The sequence below is a fragment of the Orlajensenia leifsoniae genome (assembly GCF_004570845.1).
In the GTDB taxonomy this organism is placed as follows: Bacteria; Actinomycetota; Actinomycetes; order Actinomycetales; family Microbacteriaceae; genus Orlajensenia; species Orlajensenia leifsoniae.
This window is the reverse complement of sequence record NZ_SPQZ01000008.1, coordinates 104,282-123,732: the sequence shown is the minus strand read 5'-3', so window position 1 is coordinate 123,732 and position 19,451 is coordinate 104,282. Positions and strand designations below refer to the sequence as shown.

At 69.3% G+C, this 19,451-nt stretch carries 19 protein-coding genes and 1 rRNA gene; 17 read left to right on the top strand and 3 right to left on the bottom strand.

Going from position 1 to position 19,451, the window contains the following annotated elements:
• The 15 genes from rrf to der all read left to right on the top strand — a co-directional run.
• Positions 1–69 (top strand): 5S ribosomal RNA (rrf, locus tag E4M00_RS18305); the annotation flags it as partial.
• A 178-nt stretch (positions 70–247) separates the two neighbouring features.
• The gene (locus E4M00_RS17920; RefSeq protein ID WP_167756939.1) at positions 248–406 is read left to right on the top strand and encodes a hypothetical protein; all 159 of its coding nucleotides are present in this window, start codon (positions 248–250) and stop codon (positions 404–406) included.
• Between the two features lie 2 nt (positions 407–408).
• Positions 409–1,209, top strand: a complete 801-nt coding sequence (locus tag E4M00_RS16735) for a TlyA family RNA methyltransferase (RefSeq protein ID WP_167756938.1) — start codon at positions 409–411, stop codon at positions 1,207–1,209.
• The gene (locus E4M00_RS16730) at positions 1,173–2,132 is read left to right on the top strand and encodes an NAD kinase (protein ID WP_135121609.1); all 960 of its coding nucleotides are present in this window, start codon (positions 1,173–1,175) and stop codon (positions 2,130–2,132) included. The genes E4M00_RS16735 and E4M00_RS16730 overlap by 37 nt, the downstream gene beginning before the upstream one ends.
• A complete protein-coding gene (gene recN, locus E4M00_RS16725) occupies positions 2,125–3,861 on the top strand; it encodes a DNA repair protein RecN (RefSeq protein WP_135121608.1) in 1,737 nt (578 codons plus the stop codon). Before E4M00_RS16730 ends, recN begins: the two co-directional genes overlap by 8 nt.
• Positions 3,848–5,527 (top strand): CTP synthase, encoded by a 1,680-nt coding sequence (gene pyrG / locus E4M00_RS16720; RefSeq protein WP_275668224.1) that lies wholly within the window; start codon positions 3,848–3,850, stop codon positions 5,525–5,527. Before recN ends, pyrG begins: the two co-directional genes overlap by 14 nt.
• The gene (locus tag E4M00_RS16715) at positions 5,520–6,185 is read left to right on the top strand and encodes an NUDIX domain-containing protein (protein ID WP_135121606.1); all 666 of its coding nucleotides are present in this window, start codon (positions 5,520–5,522) and stop codon (positions 6,183–6,185) included. The genes pyrG and E4M00_RS16715 overlap by 8 nt, the downstream gene beginning before the upstream one ends.
• On the top strand, positions 6,186–7,091 hold the full coding sequence (xerD, locus tag E4M00_RS16710; protein ID WP_135121605.1) for a site-specific tyrosine recombinase XerD: 906 nt from the start codon (positions 6,186–6,188) through the stop codon (positions 7,089–7,091). It begins immediately after the preceding gene.
• Positions 7,092–7,139: 48 nt separating this feature from the next.
• Entirely contained in the window at positions 7,140–8,027 is an 888-nt protein-coding gene (locus tag E4M00_RS16705) for a ParA family protein (protein WP_135121604.1), read from the top strand.
• Positions 8,011–8,871 carry a segregation and condensation protein A gene (locus tag E4M00_RS16700; RefSeq protein WP_135121603.1) on the top strand — a complete coding sequence of 287 codons (861 nt, stop codon included), beginning with the start codon at positions 8,011–8,013 and terminating at the stop codon, positions 8,869–8,871. Before E4M00_RS16705 ends, E4M00_RS16700 begins: the two co-directional genes overlap by 17 nt.
• A gap of 19 nt (positions 8,872–8,890) precedes the next feature.
• The gene (scpB, locus tag E4M00_RS16695) at positions 8,891–9,514 is read left to right on the top strand and encodes an SMC-Scp complex subunit ScpB (RefSeq protein ID WP_135121626.1); all 624 of its coding nucleotides are present in this window, start codon (positions 8,891–8,893) and stop codon (positions 9,512–9,514) included.
• Positions 9,501–10,340: a pseudouridine synthase gene (locus E4M00_RS16690; RefSeq protein ID WP_240037244.1), complete on the top strand. Its 840-nt coding sequence runs from the start codon at positions 9,501–9,503 to the stop codon at positions 10,338–10,340. The genes scpB and E4M00_RS16690 overlap by 14 nt, the downstream gene beginning before the upstream one ends.
• Positions 10,341–11,426 carry a prephenate dehydrogenase gene (locus E4M00_RS16685; RefSeq protein WP_135121602.1) on the top strand — a complete coding sequence of 362 codons (1,086 nt, stop codon included), beginning with the start codon at positions 10,341–10,343 and terminating at the stop codon, positions 11,424–11,426.
• A 6-nt stretch (positions 11,427–11,432) separates the two neighbouring features.
• Entirely contained in the window at positions 11,433–12,116 is a 684-nt protein-coding gene (cmk, locus tag E4M00_RS16680; protein WP_135121601.1) for a (d)CMP kinase, read from the top strand.
• Positions 12,113–13,624, top strand: coding sequence for a ribosome biogenesis GTPase Der (gene der / locus E4M00_RS16675; RefSeq protein ID WP_055902769.1), 1,512 nt, complete (start codon positions 12,113–12,115; stop codon positions 13,622–13,624). Before cmk ends, der begins: the two co-directional genes overlap by 4 nt.
• A 183-nt stretch (positions 13,625–13,807) precedes the next feature.
• On the opposite strand, the gene E4M00_RS16670 is transcribed toward der, so the two are convergent.
• The 3 genes from E4M00_RS16670 to E4M00_RS16660 all read right to left on the bottom strand — a co-directional run bounded on the left by E4M00_RS16670 (position 13,808) and on the right by E4M00_RS16660 (position 17,165).
• Positions 13,808–15,256 carry an MDR family MFS transporter gene (locus E4M00_RS16670; protein ID WP_135121600.1) on the bottom strand — a complete coding sequence of 483 codons (1,449 nt, stop codon included), beginning with the start codon at positions 15,254–15,256 and terminating at the stop codon, positions 13,808–13,810.
• A 132-nt stretch (positions 15,257–15,388) separates the two neighbouring features.
• Positions 15,389–15,697, bottom strand: a complete 309-nt coding sequence (locus E4M00_RS16665; RefSeq protein WP_135121599.1) for a hypothetical protein — start codon at positions 15,695–15,697, stop codon at positions 15,389–15,391.
• A 10-nt stretch (positions 15,698–15,707) separates the two neighbouring features.
• A complete protein-coding gene (locus E4M00_RS16660) occupies positions 15,708–17,165 on the bottom strand; it encodes an MFS transporter (RefSeq protein WP_420813459.1) in 1,458 nt (485 codons plus the stop codon).
• A gap of 182 nt (positions 17,166–17,347) precedes the next feature.
• Here E4M00_RS16660 and E4M00_RS16655 point away from each other — a divergent pair, with 182 nt between their 5' ends.
• Both E4M00_RS16655 and E4M00_RS16650 read left to right on the top strand, forming a co-directional pair.
• The gene (locus E4M00_RS16655) at positions 17,348–18,523 is read left to right on the top strand and encodes a thiolase family protein (RefSeq protein ID WP_135121624.1); all 1,176 of its coding nucleotides are present in this window, start codon (positions 17,348–17,350) and stop codon (positions 18,521–18,523) included.
• Positions 18,524–18,634: 111 nt separating this feature from the next.
• Positions 18,635–19,426 (top strand): 3-hydroxyacyl-CoA dehydrogenase, encoded by a 792-nt coding sequence (locus tag E4M00_RS16650; protein WP_135121598.1) that lies wholly within the window; start codon positions 18,635–18,637, stop codon positions 19,424–19,426.
• The last annotated feature ends 25 nt before the right edge of the window (positions 19,427–19,451 follow it).

The following is a 19,451-nucleotide window of genomic DNA, read 5'->3' as shown; positions in this document are numbered from 1 at the left end:
GAAGCTAAGACTCTCAGCGCCGATGGTACTGCAGGGGAGACCCTGTGGGAGAGTAGGACACCGCCGGACTTAACTCACGAAAAGGCCACCCACACACTGGGTGGCCTTTTCGCATTTAAGTCAGCACAGGCTCAGCCAGCACTGGTTGAGCCAGCACCGACACGACCGCCCCGCAGGGGCGGTCGTTCGTGGTTAACGGGCCGTCGCGATAGGCGGCCGCATCCGTTCGACGCGGTACCTTTGAGGGGTGGATGCCGACGAGAGACCGAACGACGACGGGCTGCTGCCGCGCCTGCGCGTGATCGAGGACCAGCCGCTCGACGAGCGTGCGACGGCCTACGCCCAGCTCCACGACCAGCTGCGCGACCGCCTCGAGGGCGGCGACGTGTCGCGCTCGCGCGGTTGATGATGACGGACTCCCGCCTGGACGCCGCTCTCGCGGCGCGCGGCCTCGCCCGCTCTCGCACCCACGCCGTCTCGCTCATCACCGCCGGCCTCGTGACCGTGGACGGCAAGCCCGTCGTGAAGGCCGCGGCGAAGGTGCGCGAGAATCAGCTGATCGAGGTCGCCGGCACCGACGACTATGTGAGTCGCGGCGCCCACAAGCTGAACGCAGCGCTCGACGCCTTCGGGCTCTCGGCGGAGGGCCGCATCGCGCTCGACGCCGGGATCTCCACCGGTGGCTTCACCCAGGTGCTGCTCGAGCGTGGCGCCGCCCGCGTGATCGGCATCGACGTCGGGCACGGACAGCTCTCGCCGCTGCTCGCGACGGAGGAGCGGCTCGCCCTGGTCGAGGGCTTCAACGTGCGCGACATGAGTCCGTCGTCGTTGGCAGGGGCATCCGGAATCACCGATCGACCCGATCTGGTCGTGGCCGACCTCTCCTTCATCTCGCTGCCCCTGGTGCTGCCGGCGCTCGTCGACAGCGCGGTCGACGACGCCGATTTCGTGCTGCTGATCAAGCCGCAGTTCGAGGTGGGCAAGAGCGGCATTCGAGAGGGCATCGTCAAGGACGCCGGGCGACGCGCGGATGCGGTCTCGAACGTGCTCTGGGCCGGGTTCGACCTCGGCGTCGGCACGGCCGGGCTCACTCCTTCACCGATCGCCGGCGGAGCCGGAAACCATGAGTATCTGGTCTGGATGAGCCGGAGTCGCGGCAGCAATCCGACAGAATGGTTGAGTCTGGTTTCTTCGATGACGGGAGTGTGAGAGTCGTGGCAGATGCCCGTCCTATCCTCGTCGTCGCGCACACGGGCCGTGCCGAATCGCTGGCCGCCGCGCTCGACGCCTGCCGTCAGCTCACCGCAGCCGGCGCCCTGCCCGTGCTTCCCGGAGACCAGTGGGACGACCTGCACCAGTACGCTCCAGAACTCGACGGCCAGACCGAGCGACTGGGCTCCGGCGTGCGCGCCGAAGACCTCGAGCTCGTGGTCGTGCTCGGGGGCGACGGCACCATCCTGCGCGCGGCCGAGCTCGTGCGCGATGCCGCGACGCCCATCCTCGGGGTGAACCTCGGGCACGTCGGCTTCCTGGCGGAGAGCGAGCGCGACGACCTGGGCGAGGCCATCGGCCGCGGCCTCGCGCGCGACTACGTCGTCGAGGAGCGCATGACGCTCTCGGTGCGGGTGAAGCAGGGCGACGAGATCGTGCACGAGGACTGGGCCCTGAACGAGGCCACGGTCGAGAAGGCCAGCCGCGAGCGGATGCTCGAGGTGGCCATCGAGGTCGACCGGCGGCCGCTCTCGACCTTCGGGTGCGACGGCGTCGTGCTGTCCACCCCGACGGGTTCGACGGCATACGCCTTCTCGGGCGGCGGGCCCGTCGTCTGGCCCACCCTCGACGCGATGCTCATGGTTCCCCTCAGCGCTCACGCCCTCTTCGCGCGCCCCATCGTGGTCGGACCTGACTCGGCCATGGCCATCGAGCTGCTGCGGCGTACAGAGGCCTCCGGCGTGCTCTGGTGCGACGGCCGGCGCTCGTTCGATCTGCAGCCGGGGGCGCGGGTGGTCGTGCGACGGTCCCCGGTTCCCGTGAGACTCGCTCGGCTGCATCCCGGACCGTTCACCGACCGTCTCGTGAACAAGTTCCAGCTGCCCGTCACCGGATGGCGAGGACCCGACACCAGTGATTGAGGAACTCGGCATCCGCGACCTCGGTGTCATCGCCGATGCGACCCTGCCCCTCGGGCCCGGCTTCACGGCCGTGACGGGGGAGACCGGCGCCGGAAAGACCATGGTCGTGACGGCGCTCGGGCTCCTGCTCGGCGCGCGTTCCGACGCCGGTGCCGTGCGCGCCGGCCAGCGTGAGGCCCGCGTCGACGGACGCTGGATCGTGCCGGAGGACGGGCCCGTGGCCGAGCGTGTGCGCGACGCCGGGGGAGACCTCGACGGGCCGGAGCTCCTGCTCGGACGCTCGGTGTCGAGTGAGGGGCGGTCGCGTGCTGTGGTGGGAGGCCGTGCGGCCCCCGTCGGCGTGCTCGGCGACCTGGCCGACGAACTCGTCGTGGTGCACGGGCAGTCCGACCAGATCCGGCTGCGCTCCGGCTCAGCCCAGCGGGCCGCCCTCGACCGCTTCGCCGGCGTCGAGCTGGCCACTGCCCTCGAGGAGTACGCCGAGGTCTTCACGCGCTGGCGGTCGAACGTGGAGGCTCTGGAGACCCTGCAGAACGACCGCGACCGCCGCGCCCGCGAGGCCGAGGCGCTGCGCGTCGACCTCGCCGAGATCGAGGAGGCCGACCCGCAGCCCGGGGAGGACGTCGAGCTCGGCGAGCGGGCGGAACGCCTCGGCAACCTCGAGGAGCTGCGCCTGGCTGCGGCCGGCGCCCGCGAACGCGTCTCCGCCGAGGAGTCCGACGACGTGGTCGACGCCGTCGGTGCCGTGGACTCCGCCCGGCGCCAGCTGGAACGGGTCGTGGAGCACGACGCGAGCCTCGCCCCCATCCTCGAGTCGCTCACCAACGTCAGCTTCCTGGTCGCCGACATCGCCGCCGAGCTCTCGAGCTATCTCGCCGGGCTCGACGCAGACGGCGCCCGTGAGCTGGAGATCGTGCAGGAGCGGCGGGCCGTGCTCGCCGGGCTGGTGCGCAAGCACGGAGCCGACCTCGACGCCGTGCTGCGATTCGCGACCGAGGGCGGCATCCGTCTGCTCGACATCGACGAGGACGACGACCGCATCGTGGCCCTGACCGACGCGATCGCCGCCGACGCGGCAGCCGTCGAGCAGCTGGCGACGAGGATCAGCGGCATTCGAACGGATGCGGCGGGCAGGCTCGCGGCATCCGTCACCGACGAACTCTCGGCCCTCGCGATGCCCGACGCTCGACTCGTGGTCGAGGTGGAGCAGCGCGACGAGTTCACGGCCTCAGGTCGCGATGTCGTTGCGATCCTGCTCACGCCCCACAACGGCGCCGAACCGCGACCGCTGGCACGCGGCGCTTCAGGCGGCGAGCTCTCCCGCGTGATGCTGGCGATCGAGGTCGTCATCGCCGCGACGGACCCCGTGCCCACCTTCGTTTTCGACGAGGTGGACGCCGGAGTCGGCGGTGCCGCCGCGATCGAGATCGGCCGCAGGCTCGCCCGTCTCGCCGAGTCGTCGCAGGTGATCGTGGTCACGCACCTCGCCCAGGTCGCGGCATTCGCCACCAACCACCTGCGGGTCGCGAAGGACAGCTCGGGTGCCGTCACGGCGTCGAGTGTCGAGAAGCTCTCGGGGGAGGAGCGCATCGCCGAGATGGCTCGACTGCTCTCCGGCCTGGCCGATTCCGCCAGCGGTCTCGCCCACGCTCGCGAACTCGTGGAGCTCGCGGGCACCGACGATCTCCCGAATCGACATGGTAGGGTGGAAGCCCGTGGCGGACATTAGCGCGGGAATCTCAGACGGCATCACCAAACACATCTTCGTGACCGGTGGTGTCGTTTCTTCATTGGGCAAGGGCCTCACCGCCGCGAGCCTGGGCAACCTTCTGACGGCGCGTGGTCTCCGCGTCGTGATGCAGAAGCTCGACCCCTATCTCAACGTCGATCCGGGAACGATGAACCCGTTCCAGCACGGCGAGGTCTTCGTGACCGACGACGGCGCGGAGACCGACCTCGACATCGGTCACTACGAGCGGTTCCTCGACATCAACCTGAGCCAGGCGGCGAACGTCACCACCGGCCAGATCTACTCGACGGTCATCGCCAAGGAGCGGCGCGGCGAGTACCTCGGCGACACCGTGCAGGTCATCCCGCACATCACCGACGAGATCAAGCGACGGATGCGCCTGCAGGCGTCCGAGGACCCGCAGCCCGACGTGATCATCACCGAGATCGGTGGAACCGTCGGCGACATCGAGTCGCAGCCGTTCATCGAGTCCGCGCGCCAGGTGCGTCACGAACTCGGACGCAAGAACGTGTTCTTCGTGCACGTCTCGCTGGTGCCGTTCATGGGCGCATCCGGAGAGCAGAAGACCAAGCCGACGCAGCACTCCGTCGCCACCCTGCGCTCCATCGGAATCCAGCCCGACGCGCTCGTGCTCCGCAGCGATCGCCCTGTCACCGAGTCGAACAAGCGCAAGATCGCGCTCATGTGCGACGTCGACGAGCAGGCCGTCGTGAATGCGGTCGACGTGCCGTCGATCTACGACATCCCGACGATGCTGAACGACCAGGGCCTCGACAGCTACATCATCGACACCCTCGGCCTCACGGCCCACGACGTCGACTGGAGCGGCTGGCAGCCGCTCCTCGACGCCGTGCACGAGCCCAAGCACGAGGTCAACATCGGCCTGGTCGGCAAGTACATCGACCTGCCCGACGCCTACCTGTCGGTGACCGAGGCGCTCCGCGCCGGCGGCTTTGCGCACCAGACCAAGGTTAAGATCCACTGGATCCCGTCGGACGAGTGCCAGACCGAGGAGGGCGCCGCGCGCCAGCTGTCGCACCTCGACGCCATCTGCGTGCCCGGCGGCTTCGGCGTGCGCGGCATCGAGGGCAAGCTCGGGGCGCTGAAGTTCGCGCGCGAGAACGGCCTGCCGGCCCTCGGCCTGTGCCTCGGACTGCAGTGCATGGTCATCGAGTACGCCCGCGACGTCGTGGGGCTCAGCGACGCCTCGTCGAGCGAGTTCGACCCCGAGACGGCCTTCCCCGTCATCGCGACGATGGAGGAGCAGGTCGAGATCATCGCCGGCGGCGACATGGGCGGAACGATGCGCCTCGGCCTCTACCCCGCCGCGCTCGCCGAGGGCTCCCTCGTCGCCGAGCTGTACGGTGCTCCCGTGATCTCCGAGCGCCACCGTCACCGCTACGAGGTGAACAACGCCTACCGTGAGCAGATCGCCGATGCCGGCCTGTGGTTCTCGGGCACCTCGCCCGACCGTCACCTGGTCGAGTTCGTCGAGCTGCCGCGCGACCAGCACCCGTTCTACGTCGGCACGCAGGCACACCCCGAGCTGCGGTCGCGTCCGAACGACGCGCACCCGCTGTTCCGCGGCCTCGTGGGGGCAGCCCTCGACCGCCAGCAGGCCAGCCGTCTGTTCGAGGATGCCTGAGCCTCTGTCCGGGTCTGAGAACGGGTCGTCCGCGGTGATCGCGGACGACCCGTTCCACCCCGAGGTCACGGCCACCGGCACCGCGTTCAGCGGCATGGTGTGGGACGTGCGTCGCGACACCTTCGACTTCAACGGGCACCAGATCACCCGGGAGTACGTCGACCACACCGGAGCCGTCGGCGTCCTGGCCATCGACGACGAGGACCGGGTGCTGCTGATCCGCCAGTACCGGCATCCGGTGCGTCAGCGCGAATGGGAGATCCCGGCCGGACTCCTCGACGTCGAGGACGAGGATCCTCTGGTCGGTGCCCAGCGCGAGCTCGCCGAGGAGGTCGACCTCGCCGCCACGCAGTGGGCCGTGCTGAGCGACTACCAGTCCTCGCCGGGAGGCAGCACCGAGGCCATCCGCGTGTACCTCGCGCGCGGCCTCAGCATCGTCACCCATGACTTCGAACGCGAGGCCGAGGAAGCCGACATGGAGCAGCGCTGGGTGGCGCTGGACGACCTCGTCGATGCCGTGCTGGCCCGGCGCGTGCAGAACTCGCTCCTGGTCGTCGCCGCCCTCACGGCGCACGCCGCCCGCGCCAGGAACTGGTCGACGCTGGCAGTCGCCGATGCACCGTGGCCTCGCCGGCCGCGGAAGGGCTCATCCGTCTAGATGAAGCTGCAGCCGGCGATCGACTCCTACCTGCGGCATGTCTCGGTGGAGCGCGGGCTGGCGGCGAACACCATCGCCGCGTACCGGCGGGACCTGGCGTTGTACGCCGCATGGTGCGACGAGCAGGGCATCGAGGATCCGGCATCCGTCGACCAATCGGCCCTCTCGGCCTTCGTGCAGCATCTGGGCACCCGCGAGGAGTCGCCGTTGACGTCGTCGTCGATCGCGCGCGTGCTCTCGTCGGTGCGCGGCTTCCACCGCTTCCTCGCCGAGGAGGGGGTGACGACGACGGATGTCGCCCGCGAGACCAAGCCGCCGAAACTCGGCACCAGGTTGCCCAAGGCGATCTCGATCGAGGACGTCGAGCGTCTTCTCGCGGCGACGGATGGCGAGAGCCTGCAGCAACTGCGCGACAAGGCGCTGCTGGAGCTGCTCTACGCGACGGGAGCGCGCGTGAGCGAGGCCGTGTCTCTGAACGTCGACGATGTTCTCGAGGACGGCGTCATCAGGCTGCTCGGCAAGGGCGGCAAGCAGCGGATCGTTCCGGTCGGCAGCTTCGCCAGGGCGGCCATCGACGCCTACCTCGTGCGGGCGCGTCCCACGCTGTCGGCACGCGGTGCGGCCACCCCGGCGCTGTTCCTCGGCCTGCGCGGCCAGCGCGTCTCGCGGCAGAACGCGTGGCTCATCATCAGGGCTGCAGCAGAGCGCGCCGGCATCACCGCCGAGGTGTCTCCGCACACCCTGAGGCACTCCTTCGCCACTCATCTGCTGGCGGGGGGTGCCGACGTTCGGGTGGTGCAGGAACTGCTCGGACACTCCTCCGTGGCGACCACGCAGATCTACACGATGGTCACAGCCGACACACTCCGGGATATGTACACCAGCGCCCACCCCCGCGCTCGGTAGAATCGTCACGGGCGCACGGGATGTGCGGCCTAGTCGAGGAGAGATGCAGTGACCGGTAAGCAGGACGACTCGGTGACACTCACCTTCCCCGACGACGTGGTGCTCGGCCCGACAGGCCGCCCCCAGCGCAAGTTCGCCCAGCCGAAGCCGTTGAAGTCGCACGGCCCGGCACGCGTCATCGCACTCTGCAACCAGAAGGGCGGCGTGGGCAAGACCACGACCACCATCAGCCTGGGAGCTGCGCTCGCCGAGGACGGCCGCCGCGTGCTCGCCATCGACTTCGACCCGCAGGGCGCCCTCTCGGCCGGACTCGGTGTTCCCACGCACGACGTCACGACGATCTACGACCTGCTGCTGTCGCGGTCGAAGGACCCGCTCGAGGCGATCCAGAAGACCGGCGTTCCCGGCCTCGACGTGATCCCCGCGAACATCGACCTCTCGGCCGCGGAGGTGCACCTCGTCAACGAGGTCGCCCGCGAGCAGATCCTCGCTGGTGTGCTCCGCCGCCTGTCGGCCGACTACGACGTGATCCTCATCGACTGCCAGCCGTCGCTCGGACTGCTCACGGTCAACGCCCTGACGGCCGCTCACGGCGTTCTGATCCCGCTCGAGTGCGAGTTCTTCGCGCTGCGCGGCGTCGCCCTGCTCATCGAGACCATCGACAAGGTGCGCGACCGCCTGAACCCGGCGATCCAGCTCGACGGCATCCTCGCGACCATGTACGACTCCCGCACCCTGCACTCCCGCGAGGTGCTCGAGCGGGTCGTCGACGCGTTCGGCGACAAGGTTCTCGAGACCGTCATCGGTCGCACGGTCAAGTTCCCCGACGCCTCGGTGGCCGGCAGCCCGATCACGCAGTTCGCGCCGGAGCACGCTGCAGCGCACGCCTACCGTCAGCTGGCCAGGGAGCTGGTCTTCCGTGGCGCAGTCGCCTGAGGTCGTCGGGCAGGCTGAGCCGTCTGGCGCGCTGAGCGTCGTCGCTCCCGCGGATGCCGAGGAGCCCGGCTTCAGGGTGAAGCTCGCGAACTTCGCGGGTCCGTTCGACCTGCTGCTCTCTCTCATCACCAAGCACGAGCTCGACATCACCGACATCGCCCTGAGCGCGGTGACCGACGAGTTCCTGTCGTACCTGCGCGGCCTCGACAGCGTCGAGGAACTCGACCAGGCGACGGAGTTCCTCGTCGTCGCTGCGACCCTGCTCGACCTGAAGATCGCGGGCCTGCTGCCGCAGGGCGAGCTCGTCGACGCCGAGGACGTCGCCCTGCTCGAGGCCCGCGACCTGCTGTTCGCCCGCCTGCTGCAGTACCGGGCGTTCAAGCAGGCGTCGACCTGGTTCCAGCAGCACCTCGACGCCGAAGGCTCGCGGCACGCCCGCTCGGTGCGCCTCGAGGAGAAGTACCGCCAGCGCACGCCCGAGCTGGTGTGGACCCTGTCGGCCGACGACTTCGCTGCGATCGCGATGCTCGCGCTCGCACCGCGGGAGGTGCCCGTCGTGGGCCTTGACCACCTGCACGCGCCGCTGGTCAGCATCCGGGAGCAGGCGGCCCTGGTCGTGGCGATGCTGCGCCGCGGCGACGTGCTCTCGTTCCGGGAGCTCGTGGCCGACGCTCCGGTGAAGGGCGTCATCATCGCGCGCTTCCTCGCCGTGCTCGAGCTGTACCGCCACGGAGCCCTCTCCTTCGAGCAGCTCGAACCCCTCGGGGAGCTCACCGTGAAATGGACCAGCGAGCACTGGTCGGACGAGAACCTGGCCAACCTGGGAGCCGATTACGATGCCTGAGACCGTGGAAGAGGATGTCATGACGGATGCCGCGACCGAGGCGGACACCGACGTCGCCGTGGCGCCGCCGGCGCCCGGGGAGCTCGAGCGACGCCTCGAGGCGATCCTCATGGTGACCGACGAGCCGCAGGGCGTCGTCCACCTGGCGACCGCTGTCGGCCGGCCCGTCGCCGAGGTGCAGGCCGCGATCGCCACCCTGGTCGCCGACTACGACGGCCTCAACCGGGACGGCGAGCCCACCGGCATCCGTCGCGGCTTCGAACTTCGTGAGGTCGGTGGCGGCTGGCGCGTCTACGTGCGCCCGGAGCACGATGCGCTGGTGACGGACTTCGTGCTCACGCAGAACCCGACCAGGCTCTCGCAGGCGGCCCTCGAGACCCTCGCCGTGATCGCCTACAAGCAGCCCATCACGCGCGGGGCCATCGCCTCCATCCGCGCCGTCAACGTCGACTCGGTCGTGCGCACGCTGCTCAGCCGTGGCCTCGTGACCGAGCTGTTCGCCGACGCCGAGACCGGCGCCATCAACTACGGAACGACCGAGCTCCTGCTCACCCAGCTCGGAGTGAACAGCCTCGACGAGCTTCCGCACATCTCCCCGCTCCTCGAGGGCGGAAACGAAGGGTTCGACGGTGACATCCGATAATCCAGCAGACGACGGCATCCGATTGCAGAAGGTGCTGGCCAGTGCCGGCGTAGCCTCGCGCCGGGTGTCGGAAGACCTCATCGTGGCGGGTCGGGTGCGGGTGAACGGCACCGTCGTCACCGAACTCGGGCGCCGCATCCACCCCGAGACCGACCTCGTGGCCGTCGACAACATCGCCGTGCAGCTCGACAACACCAAGCTGTACCTCATGCTCAACAAGCCGGCAGGCGTGTACTCCTCGATGCGCGACGAGCGCGGCCGCACCGACCTGAGCTACTGGGCCGAGCAGTACGAGGAGCGCATCTTCAACGTCGGGCGACTCGATGCCGAGACCACGGGACTGCTCATCATGACGAACGACGGCGACCTGGCCCACACGCTGGCGCATCCGTCGTTCGGCGTTGCGAAGACCTACATCGCCAAGGTCGAGGGGCGCGTGAGCCCCCAGACCATCGCCACCCTCACCCGCGGCATCGACCTCGAGGACGGCCCGATCGCCGCCGACAAGGCGCGACTGATGACGAGCGCCTCGGACTCGACGTCGAGCCTGGTCGAGATCACCCTGCATTCCGGTCGCAACCGGATCGTGCGACGGATGCTGGACGCCGTCGGGCATCCCGTCATCGACCTCGTGCGCCGCCAGTTCGGGCCGCTGCACCTCGGAACGCTGCAGATCGGACAGATCCGTCCGCTCACCTCGGCCGAGCTCGGCCAGGTGCTCACGCTCTCGCGGGACGGTGCCGAGAGGGGAGCCGAGAAGGGCGTCGGACAGGACACCGAGAACGGCGCCGATCAGGATGCCGAGAAGAACGCCGGAGGTCGCTGAGTGGTCGTGGAGTCCCGCCTCATCGGACCCGTGCGCGTCGTGGGTGCCGGCCTGCTCGGCACCAGTGTCGGCCTCGGCCTGACCGCACGGGGCATCGACGTGATCCTCGCCGACGCCTCGCCGACCCACGTGAGCATCGCCGTCGACCTCGGCGCGGGTCGCCGGGCCGCTGCCGGTGACGCACCGCAGCTCATCGTGGTGGCGACGCCGCCCGACGTGACGGCATCCGTCGTCGCCGCAGAGCTCGCCGCATTCCCCGACGCGATCGTGACCGATGTCGCCAGCGTGAAACTGGCTGTTCTGTCCGAGCTCGCCGAACTCGGCGCGGACCTCAGCCGCTACATCGGCTCGCATCCGATGGCCGGCCGCGAACGGGGCGGCCCGCTCGGCGGACGCGCCGATCTCTTCGTGGGACGCCCGTGGGTGGTCGCCGCACACGACGCCATCAGCTACCAGCGTGCCGGCGCGATCGACGACCTCATCCTCGACCTCGGCGCGACCCTCGTGGAGATGACGCCCGAGCAGCACGACGCCGGCGTCGCCCTCATCTCCCACGTGCCGCAGGTGATCTCCAGTCTCATGGCGCGGCGATTCATCGACGCGCCGAGCGCTGCGGTGAACCTCGCCGGCCAGGGCGTTCGCGATGTCACCCGCGTGGCCGCGAGCGACCCCGACCTGTGGGTTCAGATCCTCGGGGCGAACGCCGCGCCGGTGCGTGACATCCTCGTGGCCTACCGCGACGACCTCGACCGCTTCATCGGAGCCCTCGACGACCCCGAGGCGCCGGGGGCCCGGCGTCGCGTGGCCGAGGAGCTCGCCGGCGGCAACGTCGGCGTGGCCCGCCTGCCCGGAAAGCACGGCACCGACAAGCGCTTCACCACCCTGACCGTGATGGTCGACGACAGTCCGGGACAGCTGGCGCGCCTGCTCGCCGAGATCGGCGAGATCGGCGTGAACCTCGAGGACCTCCGCCTCGAGCACGCGCCCGGCATTCAGGTCGGCCTCGCGGAGATCGCCGTGCTGCCCGAGACCGTCGAACACCTCACCACCGAGCTGGCCGCCCGCGGCTGGCGGATTGCCGGATAGCCGAACATGAACTCCACTCCCACCGTCGCTCCCGTCGTCGTCGCCATCGACGGACCTGCGGGCAGCGGCAAGTCCAGCGTGAGCAAGGCCGTCGCACGGCGCCTCGGCTACGGCTTCCTCGACACCGGTGCCGCATACCGCGCCCTCGCGTGGCTCGCACTCGACCGTGGCGCCGACACCGAGAGTGCCGCATCCGTCGTCGCACTGCTCGACGACTTCGACTACTCGATCGGAACCGACCCCGACGGCTACAGCGTGCGGGTGGGGGAGGACGACGTGACCGAGGCCATCCGCGAGCCCCGTGTCGCTGCCGTCGTGAGCGCCGTCGCGCGGGTGCCCGAGGTGCGCGCACACCTCGTGGCCATGTTCCGGAGCATCGCCGCAGCTGTGGATCGGCCCGGAATCGTGATCGAAGGCCGCGACATCACCACGATCGTGGCCCCTGACGCCCCCGTTCGCATTCTTCTCACAGCCGATGAGACCGTTAGAATGGCGAGAAGGTCGGCTGAGCTGACCGATCTCGCCGCGGATTCCGTCGGTCGAGCACTGGCGGAGCGTGACAGGGCGGATGCCCGAGTCGTCGACTTCCTGAACGCCGCTGACGGTGTGACCACCGTCGATTCCACCCATCTGGATTTCAATCGAACTGTCGATGCCGTGATCACGGTCATCGAGGAGGCATCAACATGAGCACCGACGAAAACGACGACTACGAAGACGTCGACGGCGCCCTCGCCTCGCGTCTGGCCGACGTCGACGAGGAGGCGGCAGCCCAGCGCGCCGCGGCCCTCCGTCGCGGGCTCGACGCCTACGACCTCGAGGACGACGACTTCGACGTCCTCGACACCGTCACCGAGGACCCCGACGCCATCCGCTACCTGCCGGCGCTGCCGGTCATCGCGATCGTCGGGCGACCGAACGTGGGCAAGTCAGCGCTCGTGAACCGCATCCTCGGCCGCCGCGAGGCCGTCGTCGAGGACACCCCCGGCGTCACCCGCGACCGCGTGAACTACAAGGGCGAGTGGAACGACCGTCGCTTCACCCTCGTCGACACCGGCGGATGGGAGCCCGACGCCAAGGGCATCGACGCCTCCGTGGCGGCGCAGGCCGAGGTGGCCATCGACCTCTCCGACATCGTCATGTTCGTCGTCGACGCCACTGTCGGCGCCACCTCGACCGACGAGCAGGTCGTGCGCATGCTGCGCAAGGCCAAGAAGCCCGTCTTCCTCGTCGCCAACAAGGTCGACGATGTTCGCCGGGAACCGGATGCCGCAGCCCTGTGGAACCTCGGACTCGGCGAGCCCTACCCCGTCTCCGCCCTGCACGGCCGTGGCGTCGCCGATCTGCTCGACACCATGCTCAAGGTGCTTCCGGCCGTGTCGGCCGTCGCCAAGGACGAGGTGGGCGGACCCCGCCGCGTCGCGATCCTCGGTCGCCCGAACGTCGGCAAGTCCAGCCTGCTGAACAAGTCGGCCGGCGAGGAGCGCGTCGTCGTCAACGACCTCGCCGGAACCACCCGCGACCCCGTCGACGAGCAGGTCGAGCTGGGCGGCAAGGTCTGGCGCTTCGTCGACACCGCCGGCATCCGTCGCCGCGTCCACCTCGCCCAGGGTGCCGACTTCTACGCGTCGCTGCGCACCAGCGCAGCGCTCGAGAAGGCCGAGGTCGCCGTGGTCATGCTCGACGTCTCCCAGCCCATCAGCGAGCAGGACGTGCGCATCATCGACCTGGTGCTCGAGTCGGGCCGTGCGCTCGTGCTCGCGTTCAACAAGTGGGACCTGCTCGACGACGACCGCCGCCGCTACCTCGAGCGCGAGATCGAGCAGGACCTCGCGCACGTGGCATGGGCCCCGCGCGTGAACATCTCCGCCCGCACCGGACGCCACATCGAGAAGCTCGTTCCCGCCCTCGAGCTCGCGCTCGAATCGTGGGACACCCGCATCCCCACGGGCAAGTTCAATGCGTTCCTCGCCGAGCTCACGGCGGCGCATCCGCACCCCGTGCGCGGTGGAAAGCAGCCGCGCATCCTGTTCGGAACGCAGGCCGCGAGTCGTCCGCCGACATTCGTCGTGTTCACGACCGGCTTCCTCGACCCGGGCTACCGTCGCTACATCCAGCGTCGTCTGCGCGAGATCTACGGCTTCGAGGGAACGCCGATCGTGCTGAACATGCGCGTCCGCGAGAAGCGCACGCGCTAGCTCGCGCTCGTGTCGCGCCCTTCCGTGTGGAGGCATCCTCGGCCTGTCGCTCCCGGATCTCCGGGCTGCGGCGGGCCGTTGCTTCACACGGGGTTGGATCGCCTTCGCATGGTGGTGGGCGGCAGTTGTGCTCGGCGCACCGACTCGGCGCACCGACTCGGTGCAGCGGCTTGGCCGCACCGCTCAGGGGCCGGCGGTCTCCTCGGCCGGTGCCACGTACTCGAGGTCGTGAGCGCTCGCGCGGGGCATGGCCAGCGCGGCGATGACCGTGAGCGCCGCGGCCACCGTGACCGCGAGGAACACGGCGGTCGCGGCATCCGCCACCGCCGCCTTGTCGGCCTCGCCGTTCGGGGAGGCCGCGATGATGGTGTTCGCGATGGCGCCGAAGACGGCGACCCCGACGGCGCTGCCGGCCGAGCGGGCGAACATGTTCGTTCCGGTGATGACGCCGCGTTCGCCCCACGCCACCGATGACTGCGCCGCGATGAGGCTGGGCGCCGCCACCCATCCGAGCCCGAAGCCGATCACGAAGCACGACAGGGCGACGAGGATGGTGTTCGGATGCGGCGCCACGAGCGTGACGCCGATGGCGCCGACCACGGCGATGGCGATGCCGATGAGCACCGTGGACCTGAATCCGATGCGCAGGTAGAGACGCCCGGCGAGTGCCGCCGAGATGGGCCAGCCGAGGGTGAGCGCTGCGACGGCGAGGCCGGAGATGATGGGGACAACTCCCAGCGTGGTCTCGAGGTAGGTCGGCACGTAGGACGTGAGACCGATGAGGATGGCGCCGACGCCGAGCGAGATGAAGGTCGTCGTGACGATGAGACGTCGCGTGAAGATGCCGAGCGGGATGATCGGCTCGGCGGCGCGCTGCTCGATGAGCACGAACGCCACGAGGGCGATCGCTCCGACGCCGAACGCGGCGAAGCTCGGCACCGAGTTCCAGGCCCACGCCTGCCCGCCCTCGAGCAGAGCCATGATGATCGCCGTCAGGGCGATGGTGAGGGTGACGGCGCCGGCGTAGTCGATGCGGTGGCGGCGGGGCTCGATCTTCTCGTGGAAGGAGCGGATGAGGCGCCAGCCCGCGATGATGCACAGCGGGATGTTCACGAAGAAGATCCAGCGCCACGAGACGAACTGGCTGAACACGCCGCCGAGGGCCGGCCCGACCACGGAGGAGATCGCCCAGACGCTGGCGATGTAGCCCTGCACCTTGGCGCGCTCGGCGAGCGAGTACAGGTCGCCCACGATGGTGATCGAGGTGGGGAGCACCGCTCCGGCGCCGAGGCCCTGCACGGCACGGAAGGCGATGAGGGCGGGCATGCTCCACGCGAAGCCGCAGAGGATGGAGCCGAGCAGGAAGAGTCCGATGCCGACGAGGATGATCGGCTTGCGACCGACGGTGTCCGACAGCTTGGAGTAGATGGGCACCGAGACGGCCTGCGCCAGCAGGTAGATCGAGAACAGCCACGGGAACTGGGTGAAGTCGCCGAGATCGGCCACCACCGACGGGACGGCCGTGGCGAGGATGGTCGAATCGATCGCGATGAGGCCCGTCGCGAGCATGAGGGCGATGAGGATCGGCCCGCGCTCCGAGCGGAACCCCACCGACAGTGGTGCACTCGTCATTCTGAAGGCAACGTCATGGGGGCGAATTCATTCCTTGTTCCGGCCGCTGAGGACCGGACGAAGTCCGCGTTCGATGCGTTCTCAGTGCTGCGGCAGCGCCGATGCGCTTCGGCCGCGGACTTCGTCCGGGCCTCAGCGAACAGATATCGCGTCGACGAGGGCGACGTGGCTGGAGGCCACCCGCTGCGGAACGCCGTCGAACGCCGACTCGCGCTCGGGCGACGTCATGTACGTGGCCTCTGCTGCTGCGAAGCCCGCGGCATCCGTCGGCAGGCTCAGGGCCCAACTGAACTTGGACGCGTCACGATCGAGGTAGGCGAACTCGACGACGAAGCCGTGGGCCGCGCGGGCCGGGACGAGCCGGGCGTTCCACCATTCGATGAAGGCGTCGACCTCGGTCGGAACGAGGTCGTACAGGCGCAGCTGGGTCGTCGTGGTCATAGGCGCCATCCTATTGTTCGCTCGTGTCGGAGTTCACGCTGAGGGGCGTGGCGATGTCCTCCAGCGACCTGTTCTCGGCATCGACGCCGAGGAACACCTCGACGAGGCCGGCGGCGATCATGAGAACGGCGCCGATGTAGTAGCCGAACGCCACGGCCCCGATGCCGTCTTCGATGAACTGGCCGAACAGGATCGGACCGATGATGCCGCCGAGGCCGGTGCCGACGGCGTAGAAGAAGGCGATGGCCATGGCGCGGGTCTCCATCGGGAAGATCTCGCTCACGGTGAGGTAGGCGGCGCTGGCTCCGGCGGAGGCGAAGAAGAACACGATGACCCAGCAGACGGTGAGGGTGACGGCATCCAGGACTTCATTCTGGAACAGGATGCCGGTGACGACGAGCAGCACACCCGACCCGATGTAGCAGCTCGAGATCATCACGCGGCGGCCGATGGTGTCGAAGAAGCGGCCGAGCAGGAGCGGGCCGAGGAAGTTTCCGATGGCGATGGGCACGAGCGACCACGGAGCCACGTCGACCGGAACGTCGAACAGCTCGGTGAGCACGAGGGCGTAGGTGAAGAACACCGCGTTGTAGAGGAAGGCCTGGCCGATGAAGAGCGAGAGTCCGAGAACGAAGCGCTTCGGATACTTCGTGACGCCGACGCGTACGATCTCGCCGAAGCCCGTGCTCTTGCGCTGCTTGATCTCGAGGTAGTCGTCGACCTCCTCGAGCTTCTCGCCCGTCGACTCCGTGACCTGCTTCTCGACATCGTCGACGATCGTCTCGGCGCTCTTGAGATCGCGGTGGATGAACAGCCAGCGCGGCGACTCGGGAACGTTGCGTCGCACGAACAGGATGCAGAGGCCGAGCACCGCGCCCAGGCCGAACGCGATGCGCCAGCCGAGCTCGGGCGGGAAGATCGCCGTGTTGAGCAGGAACACCGACAGGATGGCGCCGAACGCGGTGCCGAGCCAGTACGAGCCGTTGATGGCGAGGTCGATCTTGCCGCGGTGCCGGGCCGGGATGAGCTCGTCGATGGCGGAGTTGATGGCCGCGTACTCGCCGCCGATGCCTGCTCCGGTGAAGAAGCGGCAGATGAAGAAGAACAGCGGGTTGAAGGAGAACGCCGTGGCCACCGTCGCGGCCAGGTAGACGCCGAGGGTGATGATGAACAGCTTCTTGCGGCCGAACCTGTCGGTGAGGTAGCCGAAGACCAGCGAACCCGTGCACGCGCCTGCCACGTAGATGGCCGCCGCGAGACCGATCTGGGCCGTCGTGAGGCCGAGTCCGCTGTCCTCCTCGGTGAGGCGGCCGGCGATCGATCCGACGATCGTGACCTCGAGGCCGTCGAGGATCCAGACGGTGCCGAGGCCGATAACGACCATCCAATGCCAGCGCGCCCACGGAAGCCGGTCCATGCGGCCGGGGATGTTCGTGCGGATGATCTTCGCGGTGTCGGTTGTCGTCATGCCGTTCTCCTTCGAACCACTCCACTTCGAACCACTCCACGGTAGGGAGGCGGAACGAGAGGATCGACCCCTTGCGCTCGTGCCCGATCAGGAGGAGCATCCGCCTCCGGCACCCGTGCCTCATGTCACGCCGCATCCGTCGCCCCTGCCGCCCCGATCGCAGGAATAGGCTGGGGGCCATGATGAGAGACGCCGTCATCGTCGACGTCGTGCGGACTCCGAGCGGGCGTGGCAAGCCCGGCGGGATGCTGTCGCACGTGCACCCTGTCGACCTCCTCGCCGGAGTGCTGCGCGAGCTCGTGGACAGGTCCGCCCTCGATCCCGTGCTGATCGACGACGTGATCGGCGGATGCGTCAGCCAGGTGGGGGAGCAGAGCTACAACGTCGTGCGGAATGCGGTGCTCTCGGCCGGATTCCCGGTGAGCGTTCCCGGCACGACGGTCGATCGCCAGTGCGGTTCGAGCCAGCAGGCAGCCTCGTTCGCGGCGCAGGGCGTGATCGCCGGTGCCTACGACATCGTGATCGCGTGCGGTGTGGAGTCGATGAGCAGGGTCCCGCTCGGCTCGTCGCTGGGCACCCAGTCGCCGTACGGCGCGCGCATGGCCGATCGCTTCCCCGACGGCCTCGTCGGACAGGGCGTCTCGGCCGAGCTGATCGCCGCCCGCCACGACTTCGGGCGCGACCACCTCGACGCGTTCTCGGCCGGGTCGCACGCCAAGGCCGCCGCGGCCGCGGCGCGGGGGGACTTCGACCGCGAGCTCGTCGCGGTGGGCGGCGTGGAGTCGCTCGTCGATGAGACCGTACGCGCCGGCACGACGGCATCCGGTCTCTCCGGACTGAATCCGGCGTTCCGCACGGAGGAACTGGCGGCTCGGTTCCCCGAGATCGACTGGCGCATCACGCCGGGCAATTCCTCGCCGCTGACGGATGGCGCCTCGGCCGCACTCATCATGAGCAGCGCGCGGGCCGCCGAGCTCGGCCTCACCCCGCGCGCCAGGTTCCATGCCTTCGCGGTGACGGGCAGCGATCCGCTGCTGATGCTCACGGGCGTCGTCCCGGCGACGCGGAAGGTTCTCGACCGGGCCGGCCTCACCATCGGCGACGTGGCCGTCTCCGAGGTGAACGAGGCGTTCGCGCCCGTGCCGCTGCTCTGGCTGGAGGAGCTCGAGGCCGATCCGGCGACGCTCAACCCCCAGGGCGGGGCCATCGCGCTGGGGCATGCGCTCGGATCGTCGGGCACGCGACTGCTCGCCACCCTCGTCAACTCCCTCGAGCGCGGCGGCGGTCGCTACGGCCTGCAGACGATGTGCGAGGGCGGCGGGATGGCGAACGCGACGATCATCGAGCGCCTGGGCTGACGGCCCGTCGTGGCCGGGACCAGCAGGGCCGCCAGGAACTTCGGGACCATCAAGACATCAGAACGAGCAGAACGAGCAGAACGAGCAGAACGATCAGAAGGAGAACAACGGATGCGGATCGACGGACTGTCGGCGCTGGTGACCGGAGGGGCCTCCGGCCTCGGCAAGGCGACGGCGACGGCGCTGCACGCGGCGGGGGCGAGCGTGGTGCTCGTCGACCTGCCATCGTCGCCCGGGGCGGCCGTCGCAGCCGAGCTGGGTGAGCGGGCACGGTTCGTCGCAGCCGACGTGACGAACGAGGCCGATGTGCAGGCCGCCATCGATGCAGCGCAGCAGCTGGCGCCGCTCCGCGTCGTCGTCAACTGTGCGGGCATCGCCACGGCCGGCCGCACCGTCGGACGCGAGGGACCGCTCGACCTCGGTACCTTCGAGCGCACCATCAGGGTGAATCTCATCGGCACCTTCAACGTCGTCCGGCTGGCCGCCGCAGCCATGGCCGCGAACGAGCCCGTGGCGGCATCCGCCCTTCCCGGAGTGCCCGAGACGGCGGAGCGCGGGGTCATCATCAACACGGCATCCGTCGCCGCGTTCGACGGGCAGATCGGACAGGCCGCCTACTCCGCGTCGAAGGGGGGAGTGGCCGCGATGACGCTGCCGCTGGCTCGCGACCTGTCGAAGCTCCTCATCCGCGTGATGACCATCGCGCCGGGCATCTTCGAGACCCAGATGATGGCCGGGATGCCGGACGAGGTGCGGGCGTCGCTCGAGGCGCAGATCCCGCATCCGTCGCGGATGGGGACACCGGCGGAGTACGCCGCTCTCGCCCGACACATCGTGGAGAACCCGATGCTCAACGGCGAGACCATCAGACTCGACGGCGCCATCAGGATGCAGCCGAAGTAGGACGGCGCTCGCCGGGGCCCCGGAG